The sequence below is a fragment of the Laceyella putida genome (assembly GCF_042665195.1).
GTDB classification, from domain to species: domain Bacteria; phylum Bacillota; class Bacilli; order Thermoactinomycetales; family Thermoactinomycetaceae; genus Laceyella; species Laceyella putida.
Window position 1 is genome coordinate 1 of sequence record NZ_JBHTBW010000014.1, and the last position, 21,241, is coordinate 21,241.

Genomic DNA, 21,241 nt, shown 5'->3' on the forward strand with positions numbered 1-21,241 from the left:
GGCGACTTGGCTCTTACCTCGGTTGGACTTTCACCAACTAGCAATTAACGGCTTGCTGGGCACGCAAAACAAAGAAGCCGCCCTGTTTCGGCGGCAATCCCCTCTCATCCCGTACAATCCAGTATTAAACTAATATTCTTATTATAATTTCCCTCCCCACAAAACCAGAACAATGTGCTATGATATAGGCAATATTATTCGGAAACAGTCAATGGAGGGTCATCATGGAAAAATTAAACGCATGGAAAATTTCCTTTCTTGGATTCCAACATGTCTTGGCTATGTATGCCGGGGCGGTAGTGGTTCCCCTGATTGTGGGCGGTGCACTCAAGATGAATCCCGAACAATTGGCCTATTTGATCTCAATTGACTTATTCACCTGTGGGATTGCTTCGTTGTTACAAGTGGTCGGCGGGCGTTTCTTCGGAGCTAAGCTCCCCATCATTTTGGGATGCACCTTCACGGCTGTTCCCCCCATGATTACGATTGGACAATTGGAAGGGGTGCCTGCCATCTATGGCTCGGTCATCGCATCTGGTATCATCGTGATGATCATCTCGCAATTCTTCACACAGATTATGAGATGGTTTCCCCCTGTTGTGATCGGGTCGGTCATCACCACGATCGGCGTATCCCTGATCCCTGTCGCCATGAACAATATGGCCGGGGGACAAGGGGCTCCCACATTTGGACAATGGGAAAACTTGTTTCTCGGACTCTTTACGCTCATAACAGTGATATTGCTTAATCGGTTCGGCAAGGGATTTGTCCGCTCCATCTCCGTTCTCATCGCCATGATCTTCGGCACCGTCGTCGCTTACTTTATGGGCCGGGTCGACATGACCCACGTTGCCGACGCGAGTTGGTTCCGCATCGTGCAGCCTCTCTATTTCGGTGTGCCTGAGTTTCATGTTTCTTCCATCATCACCATGTCCCTGGTCGCGCTTGTCAGCATGATTGAGTCCACGGGTGTTTTCATGGCACTGGCCGACATTTGTGAGGAGAAATTAGAGGGTGAACGAATCAAAAAAGGCTTGCGGGCAGAGGGCTTGGCTATTATCATCGGGGGATTGTTCAACTCGTTCCCCTACACCAGCTTTTCGCAAAACGTGGGCTTGGTCGCCCTCAGCAAAGTGAAGTCGCGCACCGTGGTCATTGCCGCCGGCATCATTCTCATGATACTGGGTTTGTTGCCCAAAGTGGCGGCGGTCACCACGATCATCCCCAATGCGGTTTTGGGCGGGGCCATGATTCCGATGTTTGGCATGGTGATCGCGTCAGGCATCCGCACTCTCTCGGTCATTGACTTTAAGGAAACCAAAAACCTGCTCATCGTCGCTTGTTCCGTAGGGATGGGCCTAGGCACCTCCGTCGTTCCCACCATCTTCAAGGAACTGCCTGATATGGTTCGCGTGGTGGTGGAAAACGGAATCGTCTTGGGAAGTTTGATGGCAATCGCATTAAATATCATCTTCAACAAAACAGAAGAAGTGAAACCGGCAAAAGCGGCATAAAAAGAGCGGGAAGCTTCTCCCGCTCTTTTTTTAATCGGTTCCGGAACGAAACCGTTCAAAGTATGTCGCCTTTTCCTCATTATTGAACGCCTTGACCACCTGAGTGCCGGATGTCGTTTCCTCGATGTGACGATTTAACTTTCCCAACTGGGTCTACTGTTCCATTGAGATTCATCATAATCCGTTGAAATGGTATGTGCTGCAAACCAGTTTAATGTGATAATTGATTCGAGTCGCATCCGCTAAGGCGTACAACTGAGTGACTTCGCCAACAGTTGTATGTGCTGATGTCGTGGCCATGGTAAATTTTCCAGCCATTCAGCCTGTCAATCGATCAAAATGGGGGTCTTTGTAATCTTCCCCTCCAATATGGGCTCCAATAGTTCAGCCAGTTTCTTTGGAAAAATCAGCTCTGTCGATTCCCTCAATTCGTCGATGCTCCACCAGTGATGCGTGAGATAACCTTGTTTTTCCTCCACAGTGAGGTGATTCAAATGAATCTCGGTACCTTTCATGCGGGCGATGCGGTAATGCTCAACAAATCGGGTGAGTTCTCCTTTGAACACCACATCCACTTCCCTAATCCAAACGAAGGGTCCCCATTCCACGTCTTTCAATCCGGTTTCTTCCCACAGTTCACGTTTGGCGGCGGCTTCGTAAGTTTCCCCTTCCTCCAGTCCGCCTCCCACTGTAAACCAAACGGGTCTGCCATCCGGATTTGTTTCACTGATGACGAACTGATCTTCCATTTTAAATAATAGTAGGCGGCTTTGCTCATTAAGCAAAACGATCCTCGCCGCTGGACGAATGTTCATGATAACTTTAGCTCCTCCTTCCCAATGGGCATGTCGAAAGCGGTTCAAGCCACGACGACCATCCCCTTTTGGTTGCATTAGAAAAAAGGATCATTCGATAAAAAAACAACCGCAGGTTCTTCCCTGCCACCGTTTCCGAAACGGACCAAAACACGATAAAAGACGCCTATACGCCCCCTTAATGTCAAGGTGGTCTATTTTTTATGATAATTATATTTAAAAGTATGTAAATATTTCAAACGGAGAGATAGACTTTTACTATAGGTTTTCTATATATTATTAATATAAGCTCGCACAAGACAAAATGGAAGGGAGAAACGACAGTGAAGAAGCTTTTGGGCATCGTCCTTGCAATTTGTTTAGGCCTGACCTCTGCTGCGCTATATACTTCCAATGTTTTTGCTTTCTCCGTCACAAGCAAAAAACAATGTTCAGATCCTGTCTATTTCCGCTGGGGCGGTTCCATTTCCTACAATCATCAAACCGGGACAAGCCAAGCGATAAAAAACTGGCATGCCGCTCAAACCTATCGAAATTTTGTCGGTGACAGCACCGCCAGCGGCGTGATTGATTCTTATCGCGAGGCGGATGGTTGGAACGGATATGCGGGTTATTCATCCGGCGGGGACAATTGCATGGATTACTGGATAGTCAAACTGAACCAAGAATATACGACTACATACGAAAAATCCATTAAAATTGGTGGTCATGAGTTGGGACATATCTTGGGTTTGGACGACAATAACTATCCCACTACGTTAATGTACAAATATACACCAAATGTATCCACTCCACAAGAAGATGACATCAATGGACTCGACTATATCTACTGAAGGAGGGGAACCCATGGGTAAAAAATGGGCAAGTCTTGCAATCTTTGTCTCCATCGCCGTCACTTCTTTTTTTATAGGCATTCACTTTTTGAATAATAAACCGAAAGTGATTCGCGTCGATGGTTCCCTGAATGTGGCCTTTCATTTGGAGGAAATGAAGGATAAATCAAACGCCATTGTTGTAGGAAAATATGTGAAATTGGATCGTACAATCAATTCGGCCCGAGATCCCCAAAACCCTAGTTCAGAATCCACTGTTGTCTATCACAAAGGCGAATTATATCAATTTAAAGTCAACCAGGTTGTCAAAGGAACAATCGATGAGGGAGACACCATCTTGGTCAACATCCCGAAAACCAAAGAACTGGAAAACCTGGACCTGAACGGTAAACTGACTGTGACCGACCCAAATTATATCAAACCGATCATCGGGAAGTCATATATGCTATTCCTTAAATCGATTGAAGGAACGGACTTTTACGGTATCCCATTCTTTCCCTACAGTCTGGAAATTAACAGTGACCAAACGGTTACCCTTGCCAAACCACAATCTTCTTTATTGCAACAAATCAGTTCCATCCATCTGGAAGGTGATTCGAAACCCGAAGATGTGGTGGTGGAGCTACATAACTTCGCTGAATCTTATGCAGATAAAATCACCGGGTTAAACGTATCTGAAGTGCTGGACACATTAACCGGATCACAAACGGAATAAATCTTCCCGACAAAGGGTGCTCCCATGGCCAGAGCGCCCTTTTCTTTTTCCTTCATCAAAAAAACAAACGCAAGGTGGATCACCTCGCGTTTGTTATGGCGCTGTCTTCCGATCTTGCGTCAAATTGATTTTACCCAAGAAAAAGACAAGGACAAAACCAAGTGCGGCAAAAAGTAAACCATAAAAGAAAACATAATACAATGAATCAACCAAGGTGGTCTTCAATACAGGCACCATCTGTTGCTGCAAGAGGGTTGGCAGTTTCTTCAATGCTTCGGGGCTGAAGAGCATCGAATATAACCCCTGCGGATCCGTATTGATCATTTCCTTCATCGGCGCAAGCATCCCTTGCACTTGTGCCGGCAACTTCTGAAAGACGGGCACCAGCTTTTCATTCAATAATTGGGTCGAATGGTGGTTTAATACCGAACCGAGAATAGCCACGCCAAAGGTTCCGCCCATATTACGGAAAAATTGGCTGGAAGAGGTCACGACACCCAGTTCTTCCTTGGAGAAAGCCTCTTGCAAAGCCAAAGTAATGTTCGGCATGACCAGCCCCATGCCCAACCCCATCAACACCAGATAAGACATGGCGAGATACTGCGAACTGTCTAAGCTTAGCGTCATCAACAAACCAAAGGAACCCATGATGATCGCCATTCCGGTCAACATCATCGGTTTGATTCCCACTTTATATACCAGCTGTCCAGACAACATGCTGGTGATAATCATGGAAATCATCATCGGCGTCATGACCGTGCCGGAATCCGTCGCGCTAACGCCCAACACCCCTTGCATATAAAACGGAATGAAGGTGATCGCGCCAAACATGCCCAAGGTCATCAAAAACCCCAACCCGTTTATGATGGTAAAAATACGGTTTTTAAACAGATGCATGGGCAAAATGGGTTCTTCTGTTCTGGATTCGATCAACACAAAAACGATTAAGAACACGAGAGCGACACCTAAAAGCGAAATGATTTGCCAAGAATCCCAGGCGTAGTCTTTTCCGCCGAAAGAAAGAGCCAACAGCAAGCTGACCACTCCAACGATCAAAGTGATCATACCGCCGATATCCAACTTCACCGGCCCTTCGGTGCGCTTGCTCTGAAGACCGATGAAAATCAGCACAGTCGCCACAATACCGACTGGTAAGTTAATATAAAACACCCAACGCCAGTTCACCGCATCCACAATCCATCCACCCACTTGAGGGCCGATGACAGAAGCCAATCCAAAAATCGCGCCAAACACCCCTTGCCATTTGGCCCGTTCTTTGCCTGTAAACATATCCCCAATCACGATCAAAGCCAATGGCATCATAATGCCACCGCCCAATCCCTGCAGGGCACGGAACCAAATCAGCCCTTCCATCGTTTGGGCTGCCCCACACAAGGCGGAACCCACAATGAAGATCACCAAGCCAGACACATAAACCACCCGGCGGCCAAATAGGTCGGCCAACTTACCGGCGATCGGAACAATCGTGGTGGATGTGAGCATATACGCTGTCGTTAACCACGACATCAAGCTCAACCCGCCCAATTCCCCAACAATACGCGGAATGGCCGTCCCGACAATGGTGCCGTCCAAGGCCGCAAACAACATGGCCACAATCAAACCGGCGAGCAAAACCCCCCGTTTGGGAGTGGCTTGCACTGGCTCAGGCAGCAATGGATCGACGGCCATCTCTTTTTGATTCATGCATATCCCTCCTACCCAATAAGAAAACAATATCCACTTCTACTATTTTCTATCCGCGAATATCTTATCACTAAACTAACTTTATTACAAAGATATTTTTCGCTCTAAGCTTGGAAAATCATCCCCAAGCTACATTTGACTGATTTTCACGGAAATTTTCTCCATCAGTTGAATAAACATTTCTTGCTCTTCAACGGTCAACACATCCAGCATCTTTCTGATCACCTGCTGGCGCCGCTTCACAGTTTGTTCGACAATGCTTTTTCCCTCGTCAGTCAGCTCAACCCAGACAATGCGCCGATCCACATGGTCACGCGTGCGGACGATCATCCCTTCTTGCTCTAATTTATTCAACGCGAGCGTCGTTGCTCCCGAAGTCAAATTCACTTGTCGCGACAAATCAACCACCATGCATTTCCCTTTAACGTAAACCGTGCGCAACAGCACAAACTTGACCGGCGTCAATTTATATGGCAACTCATCAAACTGTTTACTCATATATTGAGCAAACCGCTCTGAAATCTGGTCAAACCGTTGCAACTGGGGATCATACCAATTCAAGTCAGAGCCCATTATCCTCATCCTCTCTTAGTTGTTTGGGCACAGGGTTCATTGTTTTTTCATTATAGCATCCTTCTCTAATTTGTTTACAAACCTGAAACATTTTCCTGCACCATGGCATTGTATTATTTTGATTCGTTATATATATTGGTATTAAAGTATCTTTATTATAAAGTTACTTTAACAATTAATCAATTTTGTCCCAATATCTTTATAGTAAAGTATTATTGCTACAGAAATAAGGAGTGGATAAAATGGCAAGAGCACTGTATGTTGCCCCCTTCGGCGAAGGTCATGTAAACCCCACGATCGGCCTAGTTCGGGAACTGGTTACCCGTGGTGAGGAAATCGTCTATTACAGCAACAATAAATTCAAAGCGAAGATCGAAAGTACAGGTGCTGAGTTTCGTCCGACCGCAGTCGATATGGAACAACTCCTTAAACGGTTTGTGAAAAACGGCATGTTTATTAAACCAAATCAATCCACCCAATTTCCGGACATGTTAGGAATGATGGAAACCATCGCCGACAAGATCTTAGAAGAGACAAAACACGAAATGTATGACTATATCCTATATGATGCGCAGACTTTGGCCGGAACATGGATTGCCAAACGCCTCAACCTCCCTTCCATCTCGACTTGGACCGTTTTCGCTTCCATCTCACCCTCCCGGATGATGAAGCAAATGCTAGAGAAAAACAAACACTTAATGGAACGGTTCAACCATATGAAAGAGCAATTCCTGCAATCCAAAGAACGGATCGAAGCAAAATACGGAATCGCCCTCGCCCCTCCGCCGCAGTCCATGATGTGCGAAGGAGAATTGAACATTGTCTTCACTTCCCAGCATCTGCAAGGCGATGTCCCACAGTCGGGTGCTCCTTATCTCTTTGTGGGCCCTTCGATCGCGGACCGAAAAGACCAAGGGGATTTTCCGATCCATAAACTGAAAGAAGGACCTGTCGTCTTCATTTCGTTGGGCACCATCGCCAACAACCATCCTGCGTTTTATCGTCTGTGCTTTGAAGCGTTAAACGACCTCGATGCGCTTGTGGTGTTAAGCATTGGCAACAATTTGAAGGTGGAAGAGCTTGAACCGTTCCCAGACAATTTTATTGTCCGCAACTATGTGCCACAGTTGGATGTGCTGCGCCATGCGGATGCGTTCGTCACGCATTGCGGCATGAACAGCACGCACGAAGGATTGTATTATCACGTTCCATTGGTCATGCTCCCCCTGGTCAATGACCAACCCATTGTGGCTGAACGCGTCAAACAATTGGGAGCCGGCATTTTATTGGACTTCAATCACTTGGATGCGGCCACATTGAAAAACGCCGTTGGCGAAGCGTTGAGCAATCCGGTCTACAAACGAAACGCCCAACGGATCGGCAAGTCGTTTCGTGAAGCGGGCGGCTATGTAAAAGCGGCAGATGAGATATTGAAGTTTGTCAATCAATAACAGCATGGAAGCTACCGCATACGTGCAGCTTCCTTCCGCTCTTTTACCTGGTGAATTCCGGGTAAAGGCACTCCTCCTTTTTCAAAATTGAGATTTATCGACCTCCGGCATTTCGCAGGCGGATCATAGAGAACCCCACCGTCGAAGCCGGGACCGCTTCAACCAGTGGCCACAGCGATGGAGTGATGCGCAATTCAATACGGGTTGCCATCAATCTCGCCAACAAATCACCCAATGGTTCGACTGTCGTTGGTGTGACGGTTGACTGGGAAATGTAATAACCCGCATTCATATCGATACAGCGAAATGTCTCAGGGGGAAGCTCATAACGATACAATTGCGCCTCACGCACCCGCGCAAACCAATCTTTTTCAATGGCAATGATCCACGTTGCAGAGGTATGACCAAAAAACTTGTCCCGGTCTTCTTCCGTTGTGTCAGGCGACACCCAGTAGCAGACCCGAGGGCAATCGCGGGGAAAGTAATAATGTGGAGCGCGTTTTTCGTTGATGGCCCAAACGGCAGGAGCGGCATCAGGATTCGACTTGGGGATGCGGGGCCTAAAACAGGTGATTCCAGGGTCTTCACTGATATGATAAAGCTTCAACTCATTTCCTCCTTGGCTTAAAGGTTATCATGGCCAGCGCATGCAAAAACACAACCGCCCGGCATTTTCTCCGGGCGGTTGATCGCTTATTTGGTGAAAATCTTCACTTCTTTGGGACCAAGCGTCGCTGAAACCGATCCGTTATTCACCGTCACCGTATCCGTCCCCATCCGGTTAAACAGCGTCGTTCCACTTGCGATATTATCGATATTGGGAACGGTGCGCGTTTGGGTGTTCCAAGAGTTGTTGATCATCACAATCACTTCATCCCCATTATAGGAACGTTGGAAAGTATAGAACGTATCATCCACCCATTTCTCTTTTTGGGAACCTTTGCGCAGGGCGGGATGTGAATTGCGGATGTAATTCAGTTTAGCAATATAATTGTATAGCTCGTGATTGGCGTTAAACACCATGTCTTCCCTGTTATAAGGATCTGCTCCCCCACTGAAGCCCTGCTCGGTGCCTTGGTACACAACCGGAATGCCGCGGGAAGTGAAGATAAAGCCTAGCGCCGCTTTTAGCTGAGGCCACTTATCCCAGGATTGGCCCGGTCTACCGGAGGCTTCATTGAGGAAACGGGGCACATCATGGTTATCGATAAACAATCCATTCGTGAGCGGGTTTTTATACCGATAATCCTGCGCATAACGGTCTTTGATTTGGTACATCGACTGATCCTGGCCAAACACATTTTTAATCGTGTAGTACATCGGGAAATCCAGCGCGGCATCCAAATAATTGGTGTAATCCCCAACATAGGCGGGATCTCCGTGAAATACCTCCCCAAGCGTGAAAGTATTAGCCGCCCCGTCAAAATCGCGCCAAAACCATTTGGGCACGTGTTTCACCGTATCAACCCGCAAGCCGTCCACCCCTGTGGTTTGCACAAGCCAAGAAATCCAATTCTTCAATTCAGCCGCTGTGGCCGGATTTTCGTGATTTAAATCATCCAATCCAGCGATATCTCCATTTTCCACCCACCATTGATCATTCCAGTCCTGCGTATCGCCATTGTGATGGTACCAATCATATTTGTCAAACGGCGCTTTGGCATAGCCATTGGGTTGGAAATCACCCGTATGGTTGGCAACCACATCCAGCATCACCGAGATGTTTTTCGCATGCGCCTTTTGCACCAGCTCTTGCAATTTGGCCATTGAGCCCAGGTGCCCATCTACGCTGTAAAAATCATATGTCCAATAGCCATGGTAGGCATTGGCGCTCTTTTGCATCGTAACAGGGGTAATCCAGATCGCAGTGAAACCCATGTTCTTGATATAGTCCAATTGGTTGATGATCCCCTGAAAATCCCCGCCATGGTACTTGCGTGGATCGTTTTTGTCCGCATTGAATCCGCCGTAATTGTCATTGGTCGCATCACCATTGGCAAAACGGTCCGTCATAATGAAGTAGATGCTTTTCTCTTGCCAATCAACGGGGGTAAGCGCGGTGGCATGCGGTGCCTCTGTGGCCAGTACAAGTCCCAACACCAAGGCGAACACCAAACTGACCAAAGCAACCTTTCTCATGTTTTTCCTCCTTTTTGTGCAAACGGTTTCATAAAAACAGAAAAAATAAGCGATCAATCTCTTTTTTCATTTGACGAAAACGATTTCACCAATATGTAATATTATTTTAATAGGTTAGATAACCCAATTCAATATAGTAGTATTTATTTAAATATTTAATAATCAATCTTGATGATCCCTTTTCCTTTGGCACCGTTTTCCTTGAAAAAGTGATTCCCCTCCTTGCATAAAAACGGGCAAGAAGCGATCTGATTGGTGATCAGTGCTTCCTGCCCGTTGTAAAGCAAAATAGTAGAACCCCCTTGTTGACTTGCGCCGGGATTACGTCAACACCGGCAAATGAACCTTGGCCTCATACTCCACAAGCGGCTCTCCACTGCGAACCCTATGCAGGAAATCGGGGTTGGAAAGTAGCGGGCGTCCGAAAGCGGCAACGTCAATCACACCTGCGGCGAGCGCTTCTTCGGCCGTCTTAGGATCAAGGCTGCCCACTCCGACAATCACGCCGTCCCAATACTCTCGCACCCACTCATGGAGTGTTTTGCCTCCGGCGATTTTGTGGGTGAACTGCATCGTGGAAGGATGGATCATCGTCGCGCCCACTTCCTTGAACATTTCCACAAAAGCTTGAATCGTCTCCACGGGATCTTGCCAGCGATATTCCGGTTGATCCACCTTCAGTTCCGAAAAACGGATCAAGGTTCGGTCCGCGCCAATCGCCTCGATGACGGCTGCCGTCACTTCTTTCATAAAGGTCAGGCGTTGCTTGATACCGCCACCATAACGATCGGTTCGTCGGTTGCTTGTTTCCGCCACGAACTGATCGATCAGGTAACCATGCGCGCCATGAATCTCCACTCCGTCAAACCCGGCCCGGAGCGCATTCCGGGCCGCTTGCGCATACTGTTTAACCACCTCAATCATATCCGCTTCCGTCATCTCTTCCGGAATGTCATAAGGTTTGTCCGTTCGATGCACTCTGCCCTGCGCCGCGATTGCCGAAGGTGCTTGCGGCAAGACCCCGTCCAGTAAGTCGCGATGCGTTAAACGACCCACATGCCATAACTGGCAGATAATCGTTCCACCCTCTTCATGCACGGCATCCGTCACCTCTTTCCATGACTCGATCTGTTGGGAGGTGTAAATGCCGGGCACACCTGGATTTCCTTTGCCCCGGGGACTGATCAGGGTTCCTTCGGTAATGATCAGGCCGATGCCATCTTGTGCCCGCTTGCGATAATATTCAGCAATCGCGGCATTGACTTCACCCGTCCGGTCATCGGCAAAACAACGGGTCATCGGAGCCATCGCGGTCCGGGTACGCAAATGCCACGAACCGATTTGGATTGGTTTAAACAGATTTGCAGACTTATCCATGAATAAGTCCTCCTTTTCGCTTATGCTTACTATTTATCATCAACTTATTAAACATATCCACTTATATTAAAATAGTAATGTTTCGCATTTCGAAAAGTCAAGAAGAACGCATAGAAAAAACGATCTTTTCCGACAAAGCCGAATCGATGCTCAAGACTGAAATCACGATGGCAAGCCATTGCCTTAAACTAAAAAACCCGGAAGGCTTCAAACACTCCCGGGTTGTCTCCTACACTTGGGTCAAAGCCAAAAATTCATCCACATCGACCATGAGCAAATCAACCGCGTTTTGCCAGAAATCGGGTTGGGTCAAGTCAATGCCCAGATGATGCTTGGCCAAGTCCTCTACCGTCATGCTGGCGGTGTCACGAAGCAGGTTCACATATTTGGACGCGAAGCCAGCCCCCTCCTGCAAGGCACGGTTATAGATTCCCGCACTGAACAGATAACCAAATGTGTAAGGGAAGTTATAGAACGGAACGTCTGTCGCATAAAAGTGTAGCTTTGATGCCCAGAAGTGCGGATGGTACTCCGCCAGCGCTTCGGCAAAGCCTTCTTTTTGCGCTTCCACCATCAGCTCACACAGCCGATCCCGACTGAGCGGTCCCTGCTTGCGCGCCTCGTAAAAACGGGTTTCAAAGAGAAAACGCGAATGGATGTCCATGAGAAAAGCGATGCTGGATTGGATTTTATCCGCCAGCAGGGCGATCTTCTCTGCCTTGGAGGCCGCTTGTTTGATCGCCGCATCGATTACAATCACTTCGGCGAAGGTGGAAGCCGTTTCAGCGACGTTCATGGCATATTGCTGCGCAAACAGCGGCAGGTCTTTCATCACATGCGTATGATAAGCGTGCCCCAATTCATGAGCCAAGGTGGACACGCAGTTTGGCGTCCCGCTAAAGGTCATAAAGATGCGCGATTCGCCGCTCACCGGGAACTCCGTCATAAACCCGCCTGGCCGTTTGCCGGGGCGATCCTCCGCTTCAATCCAACCTTTTTCAAAAGCCATCCGCGCGAAAGCGGCCATATCCGGATTAAATTGATGAAACTGTTCAATGATAAATTGCGCCGCTTCCGTATAAGGAACGGTTTGTTTATTTCCCGGCAGGGGGGCTTGGACATCGTGCCAACTGAGTTTATCCAATCCCAACAGTTTCGCTTTGCGCTCCATATATGGAAGCAAGCGATGCTTGTTCTTGGCAATCACTTGCCACATCGTTTGCAGTGTTTGCTCCTCCATCCGGTTCACGTCGAGGGGCTCCTTCAGCACATTTTCCCATTGGCGGTGTTTATACAATTGCAAACGATAACCCGACAGGTGATTGATGGTGACCGCGCAGAGATCCGATTCTTTTCGCCATGCCTCTTCCCACTTTTCAAAAGCCCGCTGACGAACTTCCCGCTCAGGACTAACCAATTTATTGGAAAGTTGTCCGACAGACAACGGTTTCGTCACCCCCCCTTCTTCAAACGGGATTTGCATCCGTCCCACAATGGTGCCGTACATCTCCCACCACGCATGATAACCGTCCACGCTTAAGTCGCCCACCAACTCTTCCTGTTTCGGAGCCAGTTTCTCCAACGCCCGTTGGCGCATTTCGTTCAAGGCAAACGAGATGCGATTCAGCTCGGGGGTTGCCATCATTTGATGCCACGTCTCTTCCGATACTTGCGTCGCTTTGCTCTCCAGCGCGGTGATGGTCGCTTCGTAATCCGCCCCGATTTGGGTTAATTTGCCCGACAAGACTTTGGCTTTCTCATCATTGACATTTTGTGAGATCAGACAATCGAGAAAAGAACGCGCTTCTGCATGCAAGCTCCCCAACCGCTGCAATGTCTGAACCACGTCATGCCATGTCTTCACAGACACCGTCGGTTCAAGTGACTCTATGTACTTCTTCAAGGAAGGCAACGCTTGCTCTAATTCTTCCAATTGGCGCCGCAAAGCGGATGATTCACTTCCACCTGCAAAAATGCTCTCCAAATCCCATGTTTCAGAATAGGTTATTGACAATCGGTATCACCCTTGTTTTCGATATTTCCCATATAGGGATGACTTCAAATTGATTGTAAGCCGGAATCTTCTAGCACTTCAAGCAAAATTTGATAAGGGAAACACCTGCATTGCCTTCATCTGCCCTGAATCGCATAGCCGCTTGCGGATTGACGCATGATTTTTCTTTTTGTTTGCTATGCAAACTAGTTTTAATATTTAAAGGTTCCGGCGATCTATTTTTCTCTGGTCGAATCCTGTACCAGGGTTCACCGTATCAGTTCGGGTTTTGGTGTTGGTCGAACCCCGTATTATTTTAAATGGACCGTTAGAGTATACGATTGTCGGTATCGGCGATACGTTGGCCAGATGGTATGAGTGTCGGATCCGGCTGGAAATGGCAGAGGAAAAAATTCCGGCGAAACTCAGCCCGACCTGTTGATCGGTTAAATAATGTCTAAAATATGTCTAAACATATAATTTTCCAAAAAACCAAACTTACGATAAAGGTTGAGGGCCGACTCGTTTTTCGCATGCACTTGCCAAATAAGCCTCTTGCGCGCCGCTTTCTCTGCCCCACTTGAACAGAGCAACACCAATTGCTCTTTCAGTCCCCTGTCGCGATAAGCTGGATCAACATGCATCGTACATCCCCAAACATCCCCTATCCAATCGCAAGTAAAATGGTTTATTAGGTTACAAAAGTCTTCTTTTGTAACGTTGCAATATTTTTATATGCAAGTTGGCCACTCATCTCCCTTTTCGATGCATCATTTTTCAGATTTTTCCGTAATTAAACCCGCTTTTCCCGTAAAAAGAATGAGTTCTTCTTCACAAAAGTGGCTGTTGATATCGATCCCCCCCAACCGACCCAACAGGTTTGAGATTAATTTCTGTCCAACTCCATGATTTCTGTATTTCTTCAATATACGCCCGAAAACGCCCGTCTGTCACCGCACTTGCAACCCACACCGAAGCAGAACCGTCCCAGGCGCCGACAGCGAACCCCTGATCTATGATCACTGATGGATCTCCTTGACTTAAGGCAAAAACCCTTCTTGGCTAAGCAAGATCTGATGATCCGCAAACGCCGCACGCAAACGCTCCACCACCTTCTGATGCACATCGGGCCCGTACCACTCTTCCAAGCCCACCTCCTTATATCTCTGGCGAATGCCCAGCTTCTCCGTCCGTCTTCCTCCACTCCCGTCACCGGTGAAATAATCATCTACGCACACACGATCCACGATATCCGCCAATGTCTTGGGAAATTCCTCACTGAAGGGAAGCACCGGGGCCAATGCGGCCTGTGCCGGAAGGCCGTGCTCGATGATTCGCCTCAATGCCCGCAGGCGCGCGGCAATGGGCGGGGCGGCAGGGGTAAACCTTTTGCGGATCGTTTCTAGATCGGTTTCAATTGTCATGCTGATGCGAATCCGATCCTTCAATCGCAAGAATAGATCGATATCCCTTGTCACCAACGGGCTCCGGGTCTGCACGAACAAAAAATCCGGCTTTTCCTCCACCAAGACTTCAAGAAGAGCGCGGGTGATGCCGGCCTGAACCTCAACCGGCTGGTACGGATCGGTGCTGGAAGACATGAAGATGGTGACGGTTCCTTTCCGTCTCGCTGCGCCCATCTCTGCGCGCAACCGATCCGCCGCCCCTTGCTTTACGTCCACCCATGTCCCCCATTCTTGCTTGCGAAACAGCGCAATCGGCATCCGCCGCACGTAGCAATACGAGCACGCATAGACGCATCCGGCATAGGGGTTTAGCGAATGAGTATATCCTTGCAAAAATCCTCCGGTCGGATTGAGAATGCGTTTCGGTTCCTTGTGGGTGATCTGAACGTTCATCTCCTCCTCCTCTCCATTCTTGATATCAACCAACTGAGCTTAATGTTACACCGCTTTCACATAAATGCAACGTTCGGACCGGGGCAAACGGGCCAGCCCCGCCCTCGTCGCCAACCTACTCCGCCATTTCTTTGGCCATCTGTACCTGTTCGACCAATACCTCAAACCCCAACTGCTTGATGAGTTCCGCACCGGCGCGTTTGGTGGAAGGCCAGTTCACAATCACCCGCTCACACGAAGCAGATACAGGCCCCAATGCCGTTTGCAGCAAACATTGGATACATTCCCGTTCATCCGTCCGGCCAGGCTCAACCTCCGCCTGATAGAGCACCGCTTTTTGCGGTTTCCCCTGTTCATCCACCATTTTGCGCACGAGCGCGTATCCCACGACATGCCCCTGGTCATCTTTCGCCACCCACGCTTCCCCATCCCGCAGGCAAAACCACTGCGTCTGCCATGTGGCCTCATGACGATAAAACGGCAATGACGACACTTGGATCGGTGCGATCCGTTCGATTTGATAAGTGGACCGGGTCGACTCAATCGGAGTCAGAGATTCAGGCGAGCGATAAAAAGAGACGCGATCCACTATGCGATATCCCAATTTTTCATAGAGGCGAATCGCCGCCTGATTGACCGCAATCGCTTCCAGGGTGGCCAGCTCCACCCCTTCACGTTTATACAAAACCAGCGCTTCTTCCATCAATTTCCGGCCAATCCCTTTGCCGCGCCAGGCCGGCACAATGGCCGTTCCCCCATTCCAAGCCACTTTCTTCCCGTTGATCGATCGGATGCCATTAATCACAAATCCAACGGGCTTCTCATCAATCCAAGCCACCAGGGACAACTCCGGTGAAAGCGATTCATTCACCCACTTTCTCAGGTATGTCTCCATCGCCATCGACACATCCAGGAAGTAACCGGAAAAAGCTTCGTTCCACAACCGCAACGCCTCTTCCCAAGTGCATTGACTCAACGGATGAATACGTATCATAAGTTCTCTCCTTATCTAAGATGCTTAAAAGGTGCTCATGGTCACGCCGCGTAACTATTCAAAGATTTCGCGCTTCCATGTCCGCTCCCACATATCCGACGAATCTCCCTCTCTTCCCTCCCATGCCATGGATTTTCTTATATAGTTAATATAACAAACATGGAAGGCAAACTCACTTCGCGTCACGAATTATTTGGGAATCGCATCGATCATCTGAATTCCGGCAGGGGGAATGAATATGGAACCTTTTTGGCTGAAGACCGCCAAACGCATTCAAGCCATTGCCCAATCAGGGTTGGCTTATTGCCGCGACCCATTTGATATTGAACGCTTTCAGGAATTAAGTGAGATCAGCGCCCACATGCTTTCTCACTATATAGACATGCCTGTGGAAAACGTGAAAACATGGTTTCTAAATGAAACCGGGTATCAAACACCCAAGGTGGATGTAAGAGCCGTTGTGATGAAAGAACGAGAACTGCTGTTTGTCAAAGAAAAAAGCGATGGGAAATGGTCACTGCCGGGAGGATGGGCGGAACCGGGTTTATCGCTCAGGGAAAATATCATCAAGGAAGTGGCCGAGGAATCGGGCTACGAAGTGGAGACGGAGCGAGTGTTGGCTGTACTTGATCGCAATCGCCACAAACATCCACCGTCCCCCTTTTACATCTATAAGATTTTTGTGCTGTGCCGTTTGGTCGGCGGAAAACCGATGACCAGCATCGAAACCGAGGGCGTCGCCTTTCATTCAACGGATTCCCTACCCGAGTTATCCACGGAAAGGGTGACAAGAGAACAAATCCAGCTTATGTTAAGAGCGGTGGAAACAGGAGAAGTCTTTCATGATTGAAGCGAATCGATTGGCTTGAGTGATATGATTTCCATGACGTCTTAACGCTATATACCCAAAAGCACGCACCCACAGAAAATACGAAACCAAATGGTTACGCAAAGGGCGCAAACACAACCATTTGGTTTCGTATTTAACTGAGCCATTTCATTTTTTCCTATATCAATCCAATTTTTTCACCCAGATATTCATGTCCTCAAACCGGCCAGCGATCTGGCTGTTTTGAATGAGGCGCCCTTTGTACTCAAACCCATGGCGCGAGATCACAATATTCATCCCGACGGATACCGCGCGCGTAAGGGAAAACAAGTTTGGCACCCCCCGTGCCCGCATCCGCTTCTCCAAATCAAAAATGATCGCGCTTAACAAGCCTTTGCCCCGGTAATCAGGATGTGTGGCACAATCAGTGATCTCGGCACAATTGTAACGGGTAAACACATCCGCCGAAGCCGCGCTCACAATCTTCCCGTTGTGGGTGACAACGGAGAAATAAACATGGTTGCGAAGGCACTTTTTAATAAATTCGGGATCATGCACGGGCGTGGGATAGGTTTCAAATACGGTGCGATATAACGCAGCCAACTCTTCCGCATCCTCCTCTGTCGCATGACGCAAAGTAAAGGAAGGATCAAGCTCCGGCGGCTCCGTTATGGTTTCTTTCCGCTCGGCCAACTCGACGATCTCATCTTTCTTCTCCGCATCTTTTTCCACCGCGCGGCGGCCATCGATGAAGCGGGACAAAATCACCGCCGGTTCCCCGTTGAAAAAAACGCTGATCTCCCCTTCTTTCTCAAAACCCATTTCTTCAAACGCCTTCGTATCATCCGGATCCGCGTAAATCATGACTTTCCCGATATCTTTCTCTTCCGCCAATTCAGCCAGGTGATTCGCCAAAGCTTCGATGTCTTCGGATTTGTAGTGCAACAACTTCATGCGGCTATTGTGCTCATCCATTTCAAGAACGGTGTTCTTTGGCGAATAATCAACAGTGGTCAAATCAGTAACCTCCCCTTTTTTACTCATTATTAAACTTCCCTAAACGAATAAAAATTAACATGTTTTCGTTCGCATAAAAAAAGAGGACGGCACGAAGCTCGATTTCACCTATGTTTCCTGCTCGCCAAGCCGCAAGAGGGGAAAAGATTTTTTCACAACATCAAATAACTTTGGCTTCCATCCGCATTTTTAAAAATGACTTGCAAATGAAATGTTTATTATAGTATGAAATGGTCATTTTCGATCATCCCACACATCTTCCGCAATGAACAAAACCATCACAAGCGAGGTGAAAAAACCGCTGCTAAAAAGCGGAAGAACATAGTTTCCGCGTGGGCAAGACAAAAACGCGACTATGTTTGTTAGCGGCGGTTGTTCAGCCATGACCCATTTGATGATCAAACCACTCCGACAGGGACGGCAAAGAAATATCGAACACACCAATCACAACAGAATGGGGTCTGAACAACCATGTCGATATCGAAGCATAACGTGCGGTGCCTGTTTTGGGCCAACTTGTGGGGAGGCGTCAATTTTCTAGAGCCGCTTCTCACCCTCTTTTATTTCGCGCGGGGAATCACCCATACAGACATCTTTTTTATCCTGCTCAGTTTCAACATGTCAATGCTTGTCTTTGAATTGCCGGAAGAATACAAACATGTATACATGATAGACGATTATTCGGCATTTTGTATACAATATTGCGTATTTTAATGAAGGAAACGGCTCGATCCCATTTGCCTAATAATAGTAATATTCATATGAAGATAATAGATTCATCCAAAAGTAAAAAATAGCCAAGTCGTCCTTCGGGGCGACTTTTATTATATAAAAACGGCCACAAAAGACTTTGGGGTAATACCAGCTCATTGATCGTCACGGTAGACATCATCTTTATACAACTGCCGTTTTATTCGTTCTTTGTCTTTGGGTCAATTCAGCACCATTCTTCTCTTCGTTAAACTGTTCTTATCATGATTAAAGCGATCTTGAAAGGGTTCACTTAGATATTCACACTATGTGAGGTCATTAAAAGATCTTTCCTTTCACCCTTACGTTTATCACTTCGCTTCCATCCACATCCCTTGTACGATCACCGACTTGATCACCCACTGGTCACCGTCCCTCACACAAGGAAACCGAATATCTTCACCTGAATGATAAAGATACAGATGATCTTCTGTTTGAAGTAGGACCTGACATTCCTGAATTAATTGATCAATGTCTCGGCCACACCATCTTTTCCCCAACCGTTGCTCTAATCGTTCCCGTAGATGCCGCGTAAAGCGGAAGCGAGCCGGGTCAAGGATATTCCCTCCCTTGTTCCATCTCCTTGAGAAAATGATAAACAAGGTCCCGCTTGAATGTAGGGAGTGTCTTTGTCATAGCCATTGTGAACTGGAACACCCCCATTTCCCTTACCATCTCTTTGACTTTTTGTTTCGACTCTTCAGACACTAAGCCGAATTCCCTGGAGAGATATTGGATGATTTCTTGTACTTCGTCAGCCGGCGCCTGTTTCTCCGGCAATGGTTCTTTGATATTGGCCAGTACTTTAAACGGATTTTCCTTTTTATCATGATGCAAAAGACTGAGTTCCAACTTATTATCATCTTTGACTTGTCGGACTTCCGCTTCAATGATCTGCATGGTTTGTAGTTCTAACCCCTCTGGTATTTGGGAGATATGAATGAGGCCCGAGGCCAGATACTGATCTTTCGTTACCACAAACGCACCATAGTCTACCAATTTCGTAATGCGTACCGAAATCTTGTCCCCTGGTTGATACGGAAGATCGGGAGTTTTCCTTTCTTGATACAGATGATTCATGATGTTCTCGTCAATGCCCATTAATCATTCACTCCAATGGTTGTTATTTAATCGATTATACCATTTGTTGAACTGATACTAGGTTAGAGGAAAATATTTCCCATGTTTCGGTACCACAAAATTAGTTTTGGGGGTTCCGACAGAAACACGCGGATTAACCACGCTAAGAATCAAGAGTAACCAAAAACCCGATTTTCAACCATGCTTAGGGCTGATCATCGGGTTAATATAGGTAAATCAAACGCTAATGGGGTAGAACCAGCAACTGAACGACAAAGCGCAATTTGCCCAAATAATGGTAAATGTCCGTTCACTGAACGAGGTGTTCACAAATAGTTACTTCTGAAACCAGCGTGGAATCATTCTACCTGTTCTATTCATTTGAGACTCCACACGGCTGAAGCCGTGGGATTCTTGGATAGTTAATGTCCTCAATCCATTTCTGCTTTGGACAACTTCCAAGTTCAGGGCTGTCTCATCAGCCCATCCCATACAGTTCTACAACATCGTTGCATGTACCCATATGGGCGGCGTACCTATGACCAGTACGCGGCGGCGAGTCCAGATATCGCCTTACCTATATTGATTGCTCCGTTTAAGTCTGCATGGCAGGTATAGCCACACCGCTTACACTGGAAGCGAAGTCCCTTTCGATTCGCTTTTTCACGATGTCCACATTTGCAGGTTTGACTGGTATATTCCGCTTTGACTTCTTCAAAGCGGATCCCAGCCATCTCCGCTTTATAGCGGATGAATTCTTTGAGTTGGTAGAACGCCCATGAGTGAAGATTTCTCCCTGCTTCTTTTTTAGATTTGGCTCTGTTGCGAATGTCGGTCAAGTCTTCCATGCGAATGACACCCACACCGTGGGCGAGTGCATAGTTGACAATGTGCCGACTGATCATATGATTCTGATTTTTCATCCAACGGGATTCTTTATTCTTTGACTTCTTCATTGCTGAAAGTTTCTTGGTTTTGCCCAGTTTACGCCTAGCTGAATAGCGCCTGCGAGTATAAGCACATTCATTTCCTTTAAAAGACTGGGTTCCCACACTGGCTACAGCTAAGTAGCGCAGACCTAAGTCTACTCCCATCGCTTTTTGATCTTGGCTTTTCTGCACATCAAATGAGATGGCAATAGCCAGAACCCATTTCTGTTTCTTCTTGTAGAGTTTTCCGGCTCCTTGCTTGGCAGTACCCGCTATGATTCGTTCTAACCATGCTTGTTGAAAGGGACGAGCCACTACAGGAACGCCAACCTTCTTTTCTAGAGTGGGAAAAGCAACCGTGTAGAAAGCTCCCGCTTTCTCTATTTTTAGATTCTGATTGTTAAAGCAACACCACATCTTCTTAAAGGTCTTCGCTTCTTGATTTTTCATTTGCGACTTCACCTCACGAATCGTTGATTCGTGACAGCAGAAGGGAACGTTTCAGAAGAAAATTCTTTGAATATCTTACTTGTTGCTTTGTTCACTTCTGGATGTGTGAGTAGCCAGTTCGCAAATTCCGTATTCATCTCGGTCATTCGTTGGTACATCTGCTGTTTAGCTTGGGTTGGTTTATGTAGCTCTAAGCGTAGTGTGATGGTTGGCATGTGT

The 21,241-nt window shown here is 47.4% G+C and carries 17 protein-coding genes and 3 pseudogenes; 5 read left to right on the forward strand and 15 right to left on the reverse strand.

Annotated features, from left to right (window positions below; translation table 11 throughout):
• The first annotated feature begins 224 nt into the window (after positions 1 to 224).
• Positions 225 to 1,514 carry a nucleobase:cation symporter-2 family protein gene (locus tag ACFQNG_RS05095; protein ID WP_379863807.1) on the forward strand — a complete coding sequence of 430 codons (1,290 nt, stop codon included), beginning with the start codon at positions 225 to 227 and terminating at the stop codon, positions 1,512 to 1,514.
• Positions 1,515 to 1,840: 326 nt separating this feature from the next.
• On the opposite strand, the gene ACFQNG_RS05100 is transcribed toward ACFQNG_RS05095, so the two are convergent.
• A complete protein-coding gene (locus ACFQNG_RS05100) occupies positions 1,841 to 2,329 on the reverse strand; it encodes an NUDIX hydrolase (protein WP_379863808.1) in 489 nt (162 codons plus the stop codon).
• A 323-nt stretch (positions 2,330 to 2,652) separates the two neighbouring features.
• Between ACFQNG_RS05100 and ACFQNG_RS05105 the strand changes: the two genes are divergently transcribed.
• Positions 2,653 to 3,162 (forward strand): matrixin family metalloprotease, encoded by a 510-nt coding sequence (locus tag ACFQNG_RS05105; RefSeq protein WP_379863809.1) that lies wholly within the window; start codon positions 2,653 to 2,655, stop codon positions 3,160 to 3,162.
• Positions 3,163 to 3,175: 13 nt separating this feature from the next.
• Complete coding sequence (locus ACFQNG_RS05110) at positions 3,176 to 3,877, forward strand: hypothetical protein (protein ID WP_379863810.1); 702 nt, start codon at positions 3,176 to 3,178, stop codon at positions 3,875 to 3,877.
• 93 nt (positions 3,878 to 3,970) lie between these two features.
• On the opposite strand, the gene ACFQNG_RS05115 is transcribed toward ACFQNG_RS05110, so the two are convergent.
• Positions 3,971 to 5,581 (reverse strand): MDR family MFS transporter, encoded by a 1,611-nt coding sequence (locus ACFQNG_RS05115; protein WP_379863811.1) that lies wholly within the window; start codon positions 5,579 to 5,581, stop codon positions 3,971 to 3,973.
• Between the two features lie 129 nt (positions 5,582 to 5,710).
• Entirely contained in the window at positions 5,711 to 6,154 is a 444-nt protein-coding gene (locus ACFQNG_RS05120; RefSeq protein ID WP_379863812.1) for a MarR family winged helix-turn-helix transcriptional regulator, read from the reverse strand.
• Positions 6,155 to 6,396: 242 nt separating this feature from the next.
• On the opposite strand from ACFQNG_RS05120, the gene ACFQNG_RS05125 reads away from it, so the two are divergent.
• On the forward strand, positions 6,397 to 7,605 hold the full coding sequence (locus tag ACFQNG_RS05125) for a macrolide family glycosyltransferase (protein ID WP_379863813.1): 1,209 nt from the start codon (positions 6,397 to 6,399) through the stop codon (positions 7,603 to 7,605).
• Between the two features lie 94 nt (positions 7,606 to 7,699).
• Here ACFQNG_RS05125 and ACFQNG_RS05130 read toward each other — a convergent pair whose 3' ends face one another.
• From ACFQNG_RS05130 to ACFQNG_RS05170, 9 genes and pseudogenes are all read right to left on the reverse strand, one after another.
• Positions 7,700 to 8,212: a DUF6886 family protein gene (locus ACFQNG_RS05130; protein WP_379863814.1), complete on the reverse strand. Its 513-nt coding sequence runs from the start codon at positions 8,210 to 8,212 to the stop codon at positions 7,700 to 7,702.
• 86 nt (positions 8,213 to 8,298) lie between these two features.
• A pseudogene (locus ACFQNG_RS05135) lies at positions 8,299 to 9,660 on the reverse strand (alpha-amylase family glycosyl hydrolase); the annotation flags it as partial.
• Between the two features lie 239 nt (positions 9,661 to 9,899).
• On the reverse strand, positions 9,900 to 10,031 hold the full coding sequence (locus ACFQNG_RS05140) for a hypothetical protein (RefSeq protein ID WP_379863815.1): 132 nt from the start codon (positions 10,029 to 10,031) through the stop codon (positions 9,900 to 9,902).
• A 34-nt stretch (positions 10,032 to 10,065) separates the two neighbouring features.
• Positions 10,066 to 11,103, reverse strand: a pseudogene (locus ACFQNG_RS05145) (alkene reductase); the annotation flags it as partial.
• Positions 11,104 to 11,350: 247 nt separating this feature from the next.
• Complete coding sequence (locus ACFQNG_RS05150; protein WP_379863816.1) at positions 11,351 to 13,135, reverse strand: M3 family oligoendopeptidase; 1,785 nt, start codon at positions 13,133 to 13,135, stop codon at positions 11,351 to 11,353.
• Between the two features lie 425 nt (positions 13,136 to 13,560).
• Positions 13,561 to 13,806, reverse strand: coding sequence for a GNAT family N-acetyltransferase (locus ACFQNG_RS05155; protein ID WP_379863855.1), 246 nt, complete (start codon positions 13,804 to 13,806; stop codon positions 13,561 to 13,563).
• Positions 13,807 to 13,945: 139 nt separating this feature from the next.
• A complete protein-coding gene (locus ACFQNG_RS05160) occupies positions 13,946 to 14,137 on the reverse strand; it encodes a hypothetical protein (RefSeq protein WP_379863817.1) in 192 nt (63 codons plus the stop codon).
• Between the two features lie 17 nt (positions 14,138 to 14,154).
• Entirely contained in the window at positions 14,155 to 14,973 is an 819-nt protein-coding gene (locus ACFQNG_RS05165; RefSeq protein ID WP_379863818.1) for an SPL family radical SAM protein, read from the reverse strand.
• Positions 14,974 to 15,088: 115 nt separating this feature from the next.
• Entirely contained in the window at positions 15,089 to 15,967 is an 879-nt protein-coding gene (locus ACFQNG_RS05170) for a GNAT family N-acetyltransferase (RefSeq protein WP_379863819.1), read from the reverse strand.
• 238 nt (positions 15,968 to 16,205) lie between these two features.
• On the opposite strand from ACFQNG_RS05170, the gene ACFQNG_RS05175 reads away from it, so the two are divergent.
• Complete coding sequence (locus ACFQNG_RS05175) at positions 16,206 to 16,817, forward strand: NUDIX hydrolase (protein WP_379863820.1); 612 nt, start codon at positions 16,206 to 16,208, stop codon at positions 16,815 to 16,817.
• A 162-nt stretch (positions 16,818 to 16,979) separates the two neighbouring features.
• Here ACFQNG_RS05175 and ablB read toward each other — a convergent pair whose 3' ends face one another.
• The 3 genes and pseudogenes from ablB to ACFQNG_RS05190 all read right to left on the reverse strand — a co-directional run bounded on the left by ablB (position 16,980) and on the right by ACFQNG_RS05190 (position 21,237).
• Complete coding sequence (ablB, locus tag ACFQNG_RS05180) at positions 16,980 to 17,840, reverse strand: putative beta-lysine N-acetyltransferase (protein ID WP_379863821.1); 861 nt, start codon at positions 17,838 to 17,840, stop codon at positions 16,980 to 16,982.
• Positions 17,841 to 19,115: 1,275 nt separating this feature from the next.
• A complete protein-coding gene (locus ACFQNG_RS05185) occupies positions 19,116 to 19,664 on the reverse strand; it encodes a S1 RNA-binding domain-containing protein (protein ID WP_379863822.1) in 549 nt (182 codons plus the stop codon).
• A gap of 515 nt (positions 19,665 to 20,179) precedes the next feature.
• A pseudogene (locus tag ACFQNG_RS05190) lies at positions 20,180 to 21,237 on the reverse strand (RNA-guided endonuclease InsQ/TnpB family protein).
• Between the last annotated feature and the right edge of the window lie 4 nt (positions 21,238 to 21,241).

Bases quoted from the DNA above. Each gene is read 5' to 3' on its own strand.
- ACFQNG_RS05095 (WP_379863807.1), top strand. From the start codon at position 225: ATGGAAAAATTAAACGCATGGAAAATTTCCTTTCTTGGATTCCAACAT.
- ACFQNG_RS05100 (WP_379863808.1), bottom strand. From the start codon at position 2,329: ATGAACATTCGTCCAGCGGCGAGGATCGTTTTGCTTAATGAGCAAAGC.
- ACFQNG_RS05110 (WP_379863810.1), top strand. From the start codon at position 3,176: ATGGGTAAAAAATGGGCAAGTCTTGCAATCTTTGTCTCCATCGCCGTC.
- ACFQNG_RS05115 (WP_379863811.1), bottom strand. From the start codon at position 5,581: ATGAATCAAAAAGAGATGGCCGTCGATCCATTGCTGCCTGAGCCAGTG.
- ACFQNG_RS05120 (WP_379863812.1), bottom strand. From the start codon at position 6,154: ATGGGCTCTGACTTGAATTGGTATGATCCCCAGTTGCAACGGTTTGAC.
- ACFQNG_RS05125 (WP_379863813.1), top strand. From the start codon at position 6,397: ATGGCAAGAGCACTGTATGTTGCCCCCTTCGGCGAAGGTCATGTAAAC.
- ACFQNG_RS05165 (WP_379863818.1), bottom strand. From the start codon at position 14,973: ATGAACGTTCAGATCACCCACAAGGAACCGAAACGCATTCTCAATCCG.
- ACFQNG_RS05170 (WP_379863819.1), bottom strand. From the start codon at position 15,967: ATGATACGTATTCATCCGTTGAGTCAATGCACTTGGGAAGAGGCGTTG.
- ACFQNG_RS05175 (WP_379863820.1), top strand. From the start codon at position 16,206: ATGGAACCTTTTTGGCTGAAGACCGCCAAACGCATTCAAGCCATTGCC.
- ablB (WP_379863821.1), bottom strand. From the start codon at position 17,840: ATGAGTAAAAAAGGGGAGGTTACTGATTTGACCACTGTTGATTATTCG.
- ACFQNG_RS05185 (WP_379863822.1), bottom strand. From the start codon at position 19,664: ATGGGCATTGACGAGAACATCATGAATCATCTGTATCAAGAAAGGAAA.